At 64.9% G+C, this 13,658-nt stretch carries 8 protein-coding genes; 2 read left to right on the plus strand and 6 right to left on the minus strand.

What is annotated here, in order from left to right:
- Positions 1–87 precede the first annotated feature (87 nt).
- Together ACOXXX_RS12660 and ACOXXX_RS12665 are read right to left on the minus strand one after the other, a co-directional pair.
- Positions 88–1,716 carry a BCCT family transporter gene (locus ACOXXX_RS12660; protein WP_422826958.1) on the minus strand — a complete coding sequence of 543 codons (1,629 nt, stop codon included), beginning with the start codon at positions 1,714–1,716 and terminating at the stop codon, positions 88–90.
- Positions 1,717–1,816: 100 nt separating this feature from the next.
- Positions 1,817–4,279 carry a penicillin acylase family protein gene (locus ACOXXX_RS12665; protein ID WP_422826959.1) on the minus strand — a complete coding sequence of 821 codons (2,463 nt, stop codon included), beginning with the start codon at positions 4,277–4,279 and terminating at the stop codon, positions 1,817–1,819.
- Positions 4,280–4,400: 121 nt separating this feature from the next.
- On the opposite strand from ACOXXX_RS12665, the gene ACOXXX_RS12670 reads away from it, so the two are divergent.
- Positions 4,401–5,273 carry an NAD(P)-dependent oxidoreductase gene (locus ACOXXX_RS12670; RefSeq protein WP_422827103.1) on the plus strand — a complete coding sequence of 291 codons (873 nt, stop codon included), beginning with the start codon at positions 4,401–4,403 and terminating at the stop codon, positions 5,271–5,273.
- A 760-nt stretch (positions 5,274–6,033) separates the two neighbouring features.
- Positions 6,034–8,931: an Rne/Rng family ribonuclease gene (locus ACOXXX_RS12675; protein ID WP_422826960.1), complete on the plus strand. Its 2,898-nt coding sequence runs from the start codon at positions 6,034–6,036 to the stop codon at positions 8,929–8,931.
- 70 nt (positions 8,932–9,001) lie between these two features.
- Here the strand turns inward: ACOXXX_RS12675 and ACOXXX_RS12680 are convergent, their stop codons facing one another.
- The 4 genes from ACOXXX_RS12680 to ACOXXX_RS12695 form a co-directional block, all read right to left on the minus strand.
- A complete protein-coding gene (locus ACOXXX_RS12680; RefSeq protein ID WP_422826961.1) occupies positions 9,002–9,220 on the minus strand; it encodes a tautomerase family protein in 219 nt (72 codons plus the stop codon).
- 67 nt (positions 9,221–9,287) lie between these two features.
- Entirely contained in the window at positions 9,288–10,742 is a 1,455-nt protein-coding gene (locus ACOXXX_RS12685; RefSeq protein ID WP_422826962.1) for a DEAD/DEAH box helicase, read from the minus strand.
- Between the two features lie 213 nt (positions 10,743–10,955).
- Positions 10,956–11,894, minus strand: a complete 939-nt coding sequence (locus ACOXXX_RS12690) for a glycosyltransferase family 2 protein (protein WP_422826963.1) — start codon at positions 11,892–11,894, stop codon at positions 10,956–10,958.
- Positions 11,891–13,639, minus strand: coding sequence for a glycosyltransferase family 2 protein (locus ACOXXX_RS12695; RefSeq protein ID WP_422826964.1), 1,749 nt, complete (start codon positions 13,637–13,639; stop codon positions 11,891–11,893). The genes ACOXXX_RS12690 and ACOXXX_RS12695 overlap by 4 nt, the downstream gene beginning before the upstream one ends.
- Positions 13,640–13,658 lie beyond the last annotated feature (19 nt).

Genomic DNA, 13,658 nt, shown 5'->3' on the forward strand with positions numbered 1-13,658 from the left:
GGCACGACTTGATGCGTTGAAACCGAAGATTTCAGGCAGCCCCAGGCGATACGGGATTTTCGCGACATGCTATCGTCCGTGCGCCAGTCAGTCCGGCGTGTCGCGCGCAAAGCTGTCCAGTTCCGGCCTCGTGCCGATGTTGATGTGGTCGATCTCCTCGTTCGAAAAACCGAGGATCAGAGACGGTATCATCATGCTGACCAGCACGAAGATCGGCAGCCCGACGACCGTGATCACCTGTTGCAGGGCGGTGAGCCCCGCCTCACCGGCGAGGATGATCAGCATCGCCGCGACCAGCCCTTCGGCCGCGCCCCAGAACACGCGCTGGTGCACCGGGCCCGGCGTGGCCGAACCGGTGCAGAGCATGTCGACCACCAGCGAGGCCGAGTCCGACGAGGTGGCGAAAAAGATCGCCACGATCACCACTGCAAAGCCCTGGATGAAGCTGGTCCAGGGCAGTTGTTCGAAAAAGGCAAACATCGCCAGTGGCACGCTTTCGGCCACCGCATCGCTGATCGCCCCGGCCTGATCGCCCATCGCATCGCGCGCGGCGGCGCCAAGACCGTCAAACTCCATTGCCTGCCAGCCGAAGATCGCGAACCAGATCAGGGTGAAAAGCGACGGCGCCAGCAGCACGCCGAAGACGAATTCACGTATCGTGCGCCCGCGCGAGATACGCGCCACGAAAAGACCGATAAAGGGCGACCATGTGACCGTCCAAGCCCAGTAGAACACGGTCCAGGAGCCTTGCCAGCCCCAGTCATCGTTGCTGGGGTTGTTGTTGGCCAGCATGTCGTTCCAGAAGGCCAGCCGCGGCAGGTTCGAGAAATAAAGGCCAAAGGTTTCCACGATGCCGCGCAGCAGGAAGAGGGTGGAGCCGCAGATCAGGACAAAGATCATCAGCGCCACCGCCATTCCGATGTTGAGGTTCGACAAGAGCTTCACCCCCTTGTCGAGGCCGACGACGATAGACGTGACGGCGACGCCGGTCAGCACCGCGAGGATGCAGACCTGCACGAATGCGCCGTCGCCGGTGCCGAAGAGCTCATTAAGACCGGCGGCGATCTGGCTGGAACCCAGGCCCAGCGACACTGCCACGCCGAAAAGCGTGCCCAGGATCGCGGCCACGTCGATGGTCTTGCCGATGGGGCCGTGGATACGCTCGCGCAGCAGCGGGTAGAAGACCGACGACACCCGCACCGGAAGCTCGTAGCGGTTGATGAAATAGGCGAAAGCCAGCCCCGGAAGGGTGAAGATGGTCCAGGTGTGCAAGCCCAGATGATAGATCGCGATGGACATGGCGTCCTTGGCCGCCTCTTCGCTGTAGGGCTCGATCCCCGGCAGGGGCGGGGTGGAGAAATGCGAAATCGGCTCGGCCACGCCCCAGAACATCAGCACCGTGCCGATGCCGCCGGCAAAGAGCATCGTGAACCAGCTGAGGTTGGTATATTCCGGCCGCGATCCCTTGCGACCCAGTCGGATGTGCCCATGCCGCGACATCGCGGCCCAGAGCAGGAAGCCCAGCCAGACATTGACGCCAAGGATGAAAAACCACCCCAGGTTGGTGACGATCCGCGCGCGACCGGCGGCAAAGGCATCGCCGATCGGGCCGGGCATGATGACAAGCGCAAGGACGAAAAGAAGGGTCAGCAGCGCGGCTGAGAAAAAGATCGCCGGATCGGTCCGAAGACCCAGTTTGCGTGCCAATCCATCCATGATGTCCCCGCGTCTTTTTTGGAATATTCGGGACAAACGCGGCCCTTTTCCGCAATGTTCCGAAATTTCCGCAATTCACTCAACTTTGGCGGGAACGCCGTCAGTCCGTGGTCAGCCGGGTCACGCCCACTGCCGCGGCACGGGCGAGGTCGATGTCCAGCGACATCGGGATGTATTCGCCGCGCCGCCACAGCTCGCCCAGGTCGTCGTAGTGGCGTGACAGGAAATGCCCCGATTGCCCGGTCGAGATCACGAAGACCGACGAATCCGGATCGGCGAAGTCATACACACCGCGATAGGCCGCGCCGTGCACGTTCTGGAACGGCGTCGGATCGCGGCCCGAGGTGCGCCCGCGCTGCAGTGTCTGGTCACCGCCCGAGGTGCTTTGCCGGATGTTGACGAAGTACCGCAGCACCGGCACTTCGCCCAGAACCGCGTGGTCGTGGGTGGCCTGGTGCGCGTCCCCCCAACGCAGGGATTCCAGCGAGGTGCCGAAATTCTCTCCGATCCAGACCAGCGCGTCGTCCAGCGCCAGACGCGCAAGATCGGTGCAGGTTTCCTTGGCCGCCGACCGGATGATGTCGCACCAGGCCGAAGCGCCGTCCACATCGCGGTAGACCCGTTCGATGAAAAGCGGCTCCACGTGATCGAACTCATTGGCCAGCGGGCCAAGGTCGTCGCGGATCAGCCTGTCCTGCAGGGCGCGCAGCCAAGCGGCGTAGATCAGCGGTTCGGGCAGGTGTTCGTTCATCTCGCCGTTCCAGTTGGCCAGCAGGTCAAGCGCCCGCTGGCGCTGGCGTTCGGGCGTGCCCTCGGGCGCGGCTTCGCCGGTGAACCACAGATCCGCCCCGATCAGCGGCAAGAGCGATCGCGCCGCCACCGACACGGTATCAAGCTGCGCCTCGATAAAGCTGTCGCGCGTGTGCACCTGACGGCCCTGCATCAGCCCTTCCCAGCGCATCACCCGCTGGCTGTCGCCCCATTCATAGCTCATGTGCAGCGGAAACGGCCGGTCGACGATCTTGTTGTTGGTGTTGCCGACGATGCCGCCCGAAGGCGCGATGAATTCGGGGTTGGCGGAATAGGGCAGAACGCCCTGCCAGCGGTTCGTCTCGATCCAGCCCGGGCTGGGCAGGCGGCCACGGCTTTGGTGGTCTGCGTCGCGGCGCGGCATCGCCCCCACGGTCTTGAGCGCGATGGTGTCTGCGTCGATCAGCGTCAGGTTCTGCGACGGCGCGACGACAGCCTCGGACACGGTCAGCGCCTCGTCTACCGAGGCCGCGTGCATCAGTCCGATGGCCCCCGACATCGACGTGTCCCGCCCCGACAGCGCTGTCCAGGACAGGGCGGTCACGTGGCCCTGCGGCGTCACCGTGCCGATGTCGAAGGTGGTGCCGGGCAGCACCGGGCCGTTGTCCGTCCAGCGCAGGGTCAGGGTGACGGGCGGCGCATCCTTGATCTCGATGATCGACCGGCGGGTGGTGAAGGTTTTGAACCCGCCGGGGGTGCGATATTCCTCGGGATTGTCGGGATTCAGCTCCTCGATAAAGAGGTCCTGATCGTCGAGGTAGGAGGAGGTGATGCCCCAGGCCAGGCGGTCGGACCGACCCAGCAGGATCGCCGGAATGCCGGGGATCGTGCCGCCGATGACGCCGCCGGAACTCAACTGCATCCGCGCCAGGTACCAGATCGACGGGGCGGAAAAGCCCAGGTGCGGGTCGTTCGCCAGCAGCGTGCCGCCGGTGGCCGAGCGTGACGGGGCGGCGGCCCAGACGTTCGACGCACCCGCAAGCCCGCGGCGCGGCACCGGCGACAGAAAGGCGTCGGGCTGCGGCTGGGCGGCGGCAAAGCGGGGCAGGCCGGGCACGAGGCTGGCATAATCCGGCAGCGCTGCCAGGCCCTGACCGGGGATGTCGGGCAGCAGGTCTGACAGCCGGTCGGGGTCGGCCAGTTGCAGCGACGTGCGGGCGCGCAGCACCTCGTCGCGCAGATGACCCGACAACTGCAGCGCCATGACCTTGATCAGCGCCAGCGAATCCGCCGGTTGCCAGGGCGCCAGCGGCGCGTTGAACAGAAAGAACTCGGGCGCGCCGCGGCCCAGGCTGTCGGCGTTGATCTCGTTGATGCGGGCGTTGACCCCGGCGGCATAAGCCTCGAGCGCGTCGCGCGTGCGGCCATCCTGCGCCTCGACCGATTGCACCGCCAGCGCGTAAAGATCGAGCCTGCGCATCAACTTGTCGGTCTCGAGCGTGCGCGCGCCGAACACCTCGGACAGACGGCCCTGCACGGTGCGGCGCAGCAGCGTCATCTGCCAAAGCCGGTCCTGCGCATGGACATACCCCAGCCCGAAAAACGCATCGCGGTCCGACGCGGCAAGGATATGCGGCACGTTGGAATTGTCGCGCACGATCTCAAGATCGGCGGTCAGCCCCGACACCGTCAGCGTCTTGTCGTAATCGGGCAGGGAGCGCGACCCGAGATAGTAGACGACAAGCACCACCAGCACCGCGAGCAGGATCGCGGTCGAGGTCAGCCTGAGCAGCCATCTGAAGAGAAAGGCCATTTCCGTCTCCGTCTTCTGCGCTAATTCGGGTCCTGACGGGTTAACCCGGCGCTTGCCCCTTGCCAAGGGGGCGGGGGCGGAGGACAACCTTGGGCGCAAGGAATGAATGAAGGAGCGGACGATGGCGAAACTGGCGTTTCTCGGGCTGGGGGTGATGGGCTACCCGATGGCGGGGCATCTGGTGAAGAAGGGCCATGACGTCACCGTCTACAACCGCACCGCCGCCAAGGCCGAAGCTTGGGCTGCAGAGCATGGCGGCCAGTGGGCGTCCACTCCCAAAGAGGCGGTCGAGGGCGCGGATTTCGTCATGGCCTGCGTCGGCAATGACGACGATCTGCGCTCTGTCTGCCTTGGCTCCGATGGCGCCTTTGCGGGGATGAAGCGCGGCGCGGTTTTCGTCGATCACACCACCGTGTCGGCCAAGGTCACGGCCGAGCTTTTCGCCGCCGCCAAGGAACTGGGCCTGTGCTTTGTGGATGCGCCGATTTCCGGCGGGCAGGCGGGGGCCGAGAACGGCCAGCTGTCGGTGATGTGCGGCGGCGATCTGCCCGCCTATGAATTGGCCGAGCCGATCATCGACGCCTATGCCAAGCTCTGTCGCCGCATCGGCGGATCGGGGGCGGGCCAGATGACAAAGATGTGCAACCAGATCGCCATTGCCGGGCTGGTGCAGGGCCTGTCCGAAGCGCTGCATTTCGCCGACAAGGCGGGGCTGGACGGGCGCGCGGTGGTCGAGGTGATTTCGCAGGGCGCCGCGGGATCGTGGCAGATGGCCAACCGGTACGAGACCATGCTGGACGATCATTTCGACCACGGCTTTGCCGTTGACTGGATGCGCAAGGATCTGGGCATCTGCCTTGATGCCGCCGACGAGGTTCAGGCGTCGCTGCCGGTCACGGCGCTGGTCGACCAGTTCTACAAGGACGTGCAGAAGATGGGCGGCGGACGCTGGGACACGTCGAGCCTGATCAAGCGGCTGCGCGCGCTGGGGTAGGGCGCGCGGTGCCAGCGGGGCGAGACGCGTCGCAGAATGTCATACGCTGGCCAGAGCGGCCCGGAATTCTTCTGGTACCAACCCGAACCGGACGGGATCGCCGAACTGTTGAGATTCAGCGAGTGGCCGCCGGAAGTCCATGAACGATTGGACGGGTATTCCCAGGGGTGCGCTGTGGCTATTCTCCCGTGTCGCCGGTGAGGATTGTGCGCAGAACGACGTGAAATCAGTCGCTTCCGCGCCGTTCTTGATGTCCTGGACGACGTGCTGCGGCAGCCCCGACCCCATGCCGAAATTGCGAGAGTGCACAGCCGGGTCACATCAGTGCGCGCCGATCCGGGCCGCTTTTCTGGCGCGACACAGCGTCAGTTGTCCGACGATTGGCCATTGTCATTTTACCATGCCTGGCATTATGCTGACGGTCAGGCTGATTTGCGCGACCGCGCAGCACCGATGAGAGTTTCGCTGGACAGTTGGTTTTCAGGGCAATGCCCCGATCTCTGGACAGACCGATCAGGCCGCAAGGCCACAAAGTCCGCCCGGTTGCCACGCAACGGGCTCATAATGGGCACAGCCGGGATCGATCCCGTGATCTGTGTCGGAGAAGAAACGCGATGACGCGCGCCGAAACAGTGAGGCTGATGGCAGGCCCCCCCGGGTCGCTGTCGGCCTGCGCGCCCCCCGTCGCTCAGACAAGACACCACGCCAAAGCGCCACCCCCCACGGGGGCAGGCGCAACAGGCGTGTGCAATTGGAACATATGGCTAAGAAAATGCTTATCGACGCCACCCACGCGGAGGAAACCCGCGTCGTGGTGGTGGACGGAAACAAGGTCGAGGAATTCGACTTTGAATCCGAAAACAAGCGCCAGCTTGCTGGCAACATCTACCTCGCAAAGGTAACCCGGGTCGAACCGTCGCTGCAGGCGGCGTTCATTGATTACGGCGGCAACCGCCACGGGTTCCTGGCGTTTTCGGAAATCCATCCGGATTATTACCAGATCCCCATCGCCGACCGTCAGGCCCTGATGGACGAAGAACAGGCCTATGCCGAAGCGCAGCGGCGCGAGGACGAGGAAGAAAAGCCCAAACCCCGCCGCCGGTCGCGCTCGCGGTCGTCCTCCAAGGCGGAAAAGGCCACGTCGGACGATCAGACCACGACGCAAGAGGTCGAGGGCGAAGACACGTCTGCCGGGATCAAGGGGATGGAAACCATCGACCTTGATGATGAAGACACAGGCGACGACGGCGAAGGCCTGTCGCCGATGGAAACTGTCACCGAAACCCCGGTGGAAGAGCCTGAGACCGCGCAGGACGACAGCGCCGCGGATGCGTCCCAGGACGACAGCGACGATTACGGTGCAGCCGCCGACGATGAAGAAGACGAGGACGGGGGCGACACGAAGCGCGCCTCGGACGTGGATTCCAGCATCGAATCCGTGGCCGACGACGACACCGAGGAAGACCTGCGCCCGGTGCGCAAGCCGCGCCCCAAGCGGTACAAGATCCAGGAAGTCATCAAGGTCCGCCAGATCCTGCTGGTGCAGGTCGTCAAGGAAGAGCGCGGCAACAAGGGCGCGGCCCTGACCACCTACCTGAGCCTTGCCGGCCGCTACTGCGTTTTGATGCCCAACACCGCCCGTGGCGGCGGCATCAGCCGCAAGATCACCAATGCCGCTGACCGGTCCAAGCTCAAGGACATCGCCAATTCGATCGAGATCCCGAAAGGCGCAGGCCTGATCGTCCGCACCGCGGGCGCCAAGCGGACCAAGACGGAAATCAAGCGCGACTATGAATATCTGCAGCGGCTTTGGGAACAGATCCGCGAACTGACACTGAAATCCATCGCGCCGGCAAAGATTTACGAAGAGGGCGACCTGATCAAACGGTCGATCCGCGATCTTTACAACCGCGAGATCGACGAGGTTTTCGTGGAGGGCGAACGCGGCTACCGCATCGCCAAGGACTTCATGAAGATGATCATGCCGTCCCACGCCAAGAACGTGAAACATTACGCCGAAGCGATGCCGCTTTTCGCGCGCTACCAGGTGGAATCCTATCTCAGCTCGATGTTCAACCCGACGGTGCAGCTGAAATCCGGTGGCTATATCGTCATCGGCGTGACCGAGGCGCTGGTGGCCATCGACGTGAACTCTGGCCGCGCCACCAAGGAAGGCTCGATCGAGGAGACCGCGACCAAGACCAACCTCGAGGCCGCGGAAGAGGTGGCCCGTCAGCTGCGCCTGCGCGACCTTGCCGGGCTCATCGTCATTGACTTCATCGACATGGACGAGCGCAAGAACAACGCCGCCGTCGAGAAGAAGCTGAAAGACAAGCTCAAGACCGACCGCGCCCGAATCCAGGTGGGCCGGATCAGCGGTTTCGGCCTGCTCGAGATGTCGCGCCAGCGTCTGCGCCCCGGCATGATCGAGGCGACGACCGCGCCGTGCCCGTCCTGCCACGGCACCGGCCTGATCCGGTCAGACGACAATCTGGCCCTGCAGGTGCTGCGCCAGATCGAAGAGGAAGGCGTGCGCAAACGCTCGCGCGAGGTGTTGATCAAATGCCCGGTGGGCATTGCCAACTATCTGATGAACCAGAAGCGCGAACACATCGCCCAGATCGAGATGCGGTATGGCATGGCCGTCCGGATCGAGGGTGACATGCACCTGGTCAGCCCCGATTTCTCGATGGAGAAGTTCAAGACTGCCACCCGCTCTGTCCCCGAAGCGTCGGGTCATGTTGTGTCGGTCGATACCTCTCTGATGGACCAGATCGACGAGGATCAGACCTCGGCCTGGGACGACGAAGAGGCGGAAGAAGCGGCCGAGGCCGAAGCGCAAGCCAAGTCGCAGCCGCAGAACCGGTCGGGCGAGGGCGACAACGGCGACGAGGGCAAGCCCAAGAAGCGCCGCCGTCGGCGTCGGCGCGGACGCGGCAAGTCCGGATCGGACAATGGCGATAACGGCGATGGGTCCGACAACGCGGAGAACACCCCATCCGATACCGCGGATGCCGCAACGGCCGAGGCCCCTGCGGAGGCGGATCAGCCGCAGACGGATGCGGCCCCCGAGGCGGCAGAGGACAAGCCCAAGGCCAAGCCGCGCACGCGCAGCCGGTCGCGGTCGAAGAAGACCGAAGAGACCGCAGACGAATCTGTGACGGCAGAAGCGCCCGAGGCAGCCCAGGCCGAAACGGCAGAGGAAAAGCCCAAGCCCAAGTCCCGCAGCCGGTCGCGCAGCAAAAGGACCGAGGCGGCACCCGCCGTTGCAGAGGCGTCTGCAGAGCCCGCTCCGGTCGACGCGGTGCCTGAAACCGCAGCGGTCGATCTTGACCCGGTGGCGGCGGACCCGGCCCCGATGGCGGTCGAGCCGGAACAGGACGGCGGTACACCCGACGCGCCGGTGCCCGTCGACGCGGCGCTTGCGTCAGAAGGGGTGGCGGAACCGGAGGCGGTGGAAACCGCGGCCAGCGCGCCCATGACGCCGGAAGACCCGGTGGCCGAACCCGCGCCCGAAACGCCGGTGGCAGAGGAAACACCGACCCCTGCGCCCACGCCCGAACCCGCCCCTGCGGAACCGGAGCTGGAAACAGCGGATACGGCGCAAGAGGACGACGCGAAGCCGAAGAAACGCGGCTGGTGGTCCATCGGCCGCTAGATCCAAGGCCGCAACGCACCGCAAGAGAATCGCGCCCGCCCATCCTGGTGGGCGCTTTTCTTTTGGCGGTTCAGCCTTTTGCCTTCATCGCCAGCGCGTCCTGCGTTTTCAGCACTGTGCCGGCATAGCCCCAGGCGGCGCTTTTCACCTCGTGAATGCGGATCGAAAGGCCATGTGCGATGGTCTGTCCCGACACGGTGGCGAAAGCGGCCGTGACGCGTTCGATGATCGCGGCCTTTTCCTCTCCGTCGAATACGCCTTCGAGCACCTGTATATCCATGGATGGCATGAAAAAGCTCCCCGGTTGTGAAATACCGGGGAGCTTACATGAGATTACGTAAAAGCGAAATTCGGAGTCAGCTGGCCTGACGATCCTCAAAGCTCAGCGCGATGAAGCTGGGCAAGTGATCGCCCATGCCGACAACCTTGTTGTCGCGCCCGCCGCCGCCGCGATTGCCGCCACGCGCGCTTTCGTTGCGCGGTTTGCTGTCAGAGCGGGGGGCGTCGGCCTTGGGCGTCTCTGCTGCCGGTTCGGCCTTGGCCGTCTCGGGGGCAGGTGCGTCCGTCTTGGGCTTGTCGTCCGAGCGACGCGACCGGGACCGGCTGCGCTTGGGCTTTTCCTCGGTCTTGGACTCTTCGGCATCAGCCGCGGGGGCCGAGGATTTCAGCGGATTGTCGAGGCGCGGGATCTCTTTCTGGATCAGCTTCTCGATATCCTCGAAGTTCTTTTCGTCCTTCGGCACGCAGATCATCAGCGCCTTGCCGGACCGGCCGGCGCGGCCAGTGCGGCCGATGCGGTGCACGTAATCTTCGGCATGGCTGGGAACGTCGAAGTTGAACACATGGCTGACCGCGGGCACATCAAGGCCGCGCGCCGCCACGTCCGACGCCACGAGGAACCGCAGGTCGCCGTTGCGGAACCCGTCCAGCGTCCGGGTGCGTTGCGACTGGTCCAGATCGCCATGGATCGGGGCCGCGTCATAGCCATATTTCTTGAGCGATTTTGCGACGATATCGACATCGACCTTGCGGTTGCAAAAGATGATCGCGTTGCTGCAGGCGTCACCCTCGGCGTCGATCATCATCCGCAGCACCTTGCGCTTTTCCGATGCCTCGCGGTCCCGGCGGGAGCCTTTGAACATCACCACGCCCTGTTCGATCGTCTCGGACGCGGTGGCCTGGCGGGCGACCTCGATCCGGGCGGGGTTCGACAGGAAGGTGTTGGTGATCCGCTCGATCTCTGACGCCATGGTGGCGGAAAAGAACAGCGTCTGCCGGGTAAACGGCGTAAGGCCGAAAATCTTTTCGATGTCCGGAATAAAGCCCATATCGAGCATCCGGTCGGCTTCGTCCACCACCATCACCTTGACGTCCGACAGGATCAGCTTGCCGCGTTCGAAATGGTCCAGCAGGCGACCGGGCGTCGCGATCAGCACGTCGACACCCTTGTCGATCAGCAGGTCCTGTTCCTTGAAGCTGACACCACCAATGAGCAGTGCCTTGGTCAGCTTCACATGCTTGGCATAGGTGTCGAAGTTTTCCGCCACCTGTGCCGCCAGTTCGCGGGTCGGGCAGAGCACAAGGCTGCGCGGCATGCGCGCGCGGGCGCGGCCACGGGCCAGCATGGTGATCATCGGCAGGGTGAAGCTGGCGGTCTTGCCGGTGCCGGTCTGGGCGATGCCCAGCACGTCGCGCCCCTCGAGCGCCGGCGGGATGGCCCCCGCCTGGATCGGCGTCGGGGTTTCGTACCCGGCGTCTTCAATGGCTTTGAGAACCTTGGGGTTCAAGTTCAGGTCAGAGAATTTTGTCATCTGTATCCGATGCTTACGGACACGATTTGGCCCGTACGTCTGGTTTGAAGGTCAGGCCCGGACGGCCTTGTGGTTATCCACATCTGTGACCCGTGCGCGGCTTTTATAGAAAAGCCCGCAAAGCGTCAATGAGGGCCGATTCACGCAGGAATCGACGGTGTTTCAGTGAGGATATAGCGCATCATTTCCGCATTTCACGGGGCGCCGCCCAGTTTATCGGAAATGCCGGGCCCGCCGCGCGGCGAGGTCGAGATCGTAGCGGCGCAGCAGCCCCTCGGCGTCCAGCCGTGCGCAAAGCGCAGGCGTTGCCACTGCGACCTCTTCGTAAAAGGCGCGCAGGGCCGCTTCGCCGCCCTCCGCCTCGATCTGCCGGAAGAGATCGTGCAGCGACAGCGCGCCGGGCTGGCGCACCTGCGGATGAAGCTCGGCCCGGTAAGAGCCGCGCGCCAGGCGAAACCGGTAAGCGGCCAGGAAGTGATCCCAGCTGTGGGCGTGGAAGTGGCCCAGTTCTATCCCCGGCAGTTCCACCTGCCCGGGGTTCTGCACGCAATCCAGCAGAATGTTGTGGATCTTGATCTGCAATCGCTTGAGGCCGGTGCGGAAGAATAGCTTGCCCGCCACGTGGCTCAGAAATCCGCCCGACAGGTGCGCGCCCCAGGTCGGAAAACAGGCCAGCGCGGCGCGTTGCCGGGCAGCCTGATCCAGGTGAAAGGCCTTGAAGACGGTCTCGGTCCCCTCTGACGCCAAGGCCTCGATCGGGCGCACCCGGGCGCAGAGCGTGTCGGGCGACAGCCCGGCAAGCTGATCCGCGACGGGCCGCTCTGCGATCAAGAATTCGTCGACGTCGATATGCGCCAGCCAGTCCAGCGCCGGTTCGGCCTTGTTCACGAAACGGTTGTTGGCATGACGGGCGTTGACCGATTGCCGCGCCTGGTGTTTTTCCGGGCGGCCCTTGCGCTTGGCCCACCAGTCCGCGTCGGTGTGCAGCGCGGTGATCTGCGGATGCGTGTTGAGCCGCGCCAGCGTGTTGGGCGCGTCCTCATCCAGATAGAGGTAGATATGCGTGGCCCCCGCATCCAGATGCCAGGCACAGAACCCGGCGATCTGCTCGAACGGGGCCTTGACGGTCGACACGATCCCCCAGCGGATCATGGCAGCGCCCCGAAGACCCGCCTGACCGTGGCATCAAGGTCCATCTCGCGCGTCAGAAGCATGCCATGCGCCGCCAGCCGCGCCCGCAACTCGGGCGTATCGGCGCAGACTTCGTCAAACAGGGCGCGCAGGCCGTCGTCGCCTTCCTCTTGCACGAGAAAGGCCATGATGTCCGAAAGGTCGGTCTTGCCCGCATCGTTGCGGTCCCGGTACGACCCCTTCGCGCGGCGGAAATCGAAATGGCTGCGGAAATCCGCCCAGCTGGGGGCGTGGAAATGGCCAAGGTAAAGGTCGGGCAGGGTGGTGGCGTTCGTCGCCTCCTCGCCCCGGTATTTCAGCGTGTGAATGCCCAGACGGCTGTCGGGGATGCCCGGGCGGGCAAAGACCTTGCCGGAATGATGACTGAGGAACCCGCCGTAAAGATGCAGGCCGAAGGTGGGATAGATGTCCTGCACCACCGCCTTGCGCTGACCGGCCGCCTTGTGCGTCAGCTTGAACCTCTGCGGCGCGCCGGTTCCCGCCAGCGCCTCTGCCGGAAGGATGCGGGCATAGGCGTGCGACGGGTCGACCCGGCTCAGAAGCTGCGGCACCGGCCGGTCTGGCAGCAGAAATTCATCCACGTCGATGTGGCCCAGCCAGTCCAGGGTGCCGTCGCTGGCGCGCAGGGTGCGGGTGGCGTTGTGGGCCTGCCGCAGCTGGTGCGCCTCGGGCCGGTGCTTGCCGATCTTGCGCCACCAGGCGTCGGTGCATTGGGTGATGTGAATGCGCGGGTGCCGCGACAGGTAGGCCACGGTCTCGGCCTCCGGCGCATCAAGATAGAGGTGCAGCGCATGGGCGCCCAGATCCAGGTGATGCGCGGCAAAGCGCGCGGCCTGCGCCACCGGCGCTTTCAGTGTCGTGACAAGACCCCAGCGCAGCGCCTCAGCATCCCCCGCCGCGGCCCGGGCGGCGACGGGGGCGATGTTGCGCGGTTTGGTCCTGACCTTGGCGCCCTTGTCGCGCCGGGCCTTGCGGGCGCGCATGGTGGCCAGCCTGCGGAAAAGCGTGCTGTCGTCGGCGATCAGCTGCTCCAGCAGATGCCGGGCGAGCGGGCCGATGGTCGGATCGGTGCCCGCCTCGGTCCAGAGCCGCCCCAGCAGGTTCACATCCAGCCCGCCGCCGCTCAGTGCATAGGCATCCATCTGCATGGGCAGTCGCGCCTTGACCTTGCCGTCCAGCGGAAACGGCCGGTCGGGGGTCAGCCCGGAATAGAGCCGTTCGGATTCATAAAGCTTCATCGTGCCGAAAAGCACCGTGAGCGACAGCCCGACCGACGCCTGCGCGGCATTGGCGGGGTGATCGCCGAAGGTGGTCACCGACGACACCAGCCAACGCGGGTTGAGATGGGCCAGCAGATGGTCCGACTGTTCGGCCCAGAGCCTGCGGAACAGCGGCGCGGTCTGCGCAGGTTGGTCGCGCTTGCGCAGATGCGCGATGAGCAGACCGTTGAGGAAACAAAGCTCCGACAGGCCGGTGAATTCGGCCCGCAAGGCGCGGCGCTTGCGGGCATAGCCGCTGCGCGATGTCGTGGCCTCGGCAGGGTCGGTCTCGGGGTCGCGCACGCCCTGCGCGCAAAGCGGGGCGAGGTCCAGATCGAACGGTGGAAGCGCCTCGCCGGGGCCGTAATCCACGGCGCCGCGCCGCCCCTCCATCTGGGTCAGGATGGCGGGAAAGCCGCCGGGATAGGTCGGATCATCTTTGCTCATGCGGGCAGAGTGACCTTTC

Origin of the sequence: Thalassococcus sp. BH17M4-6, from assembly GCF_049323015.1 — a bacterium.
In the GTDB taxonomy this organism is placed as follows: domain Bacteria; phylum Pseudomonadota; class Alphaproteobacteria; order Rhodobacterales; family Rhodobacteraceae; genus Puniceibacterium.

What these genes read in the sequence shown, in the direction of transcription:
- ACOXXX_RS12665 (WP_422826959.1), bottom strand. Translation starts at nt 4,279, where the DNA reads ATGGCCTTTCTCTTCAGATGGCTGCTCAGGCTGACCTCGACCGCGATC.
- ACOXXX_RS12685 (WP_422826962.1), bottom strand. Translation starts at nt 10,742, where the DNA reads ATGACAAAATTCTCTGACCTGAACTTGAACCCCAAGGTTCTCAAAGCC.
- ACOXXX_RS12690 (WP_422826963.1), bottom strand. Translation starts at nt 11,894, where the DNA reads ATGATCCGCTGGGGGATCGTGTCGACCGTCAAGGCCCCGTTCGAGCAG.
- ACOXXX_RS12660 (WP_422826958.1), bottom strand. Translation starts at nt 1,716, where the DNA reads ATGGATGGATTGGCACGCAAACTGGGTCTTCGGACCGATCCGGCGATC.
- ACOXXX_RS12675 (WP_422826960.1), top strand. Translation starts at nt 6,034, where the DNA reads ATGGCTAAGAAAATGCTTATCGACGCCACCCACGCGGAGGAAACCCGC.
- ACOXXX_RS12680 (WP_422826961.1), bottom strand. Translation starts at nt 9,220, where the DNA reads ATGCCATCCATGGATATACAGGTGCTCGAAGGCGTATTCGACGGAGAG.
- ACOXXX_RS12670 (WP_422827103.1), top strand. Translation starts at nt 4,401, where the DNA reads ATGGCGAAACTGGCGTTTCTCGGGCTGGGGGTGATGGGCTACCCGATG.
- ACOXXX_RS12695 (WP_422826964.1), bottom strand. Translation starts at nt 13,639, where the DNA reads ATGAGCAAAGATGATCCGACCTATCCCGGCGGCTTTCCCGCCATCCTG.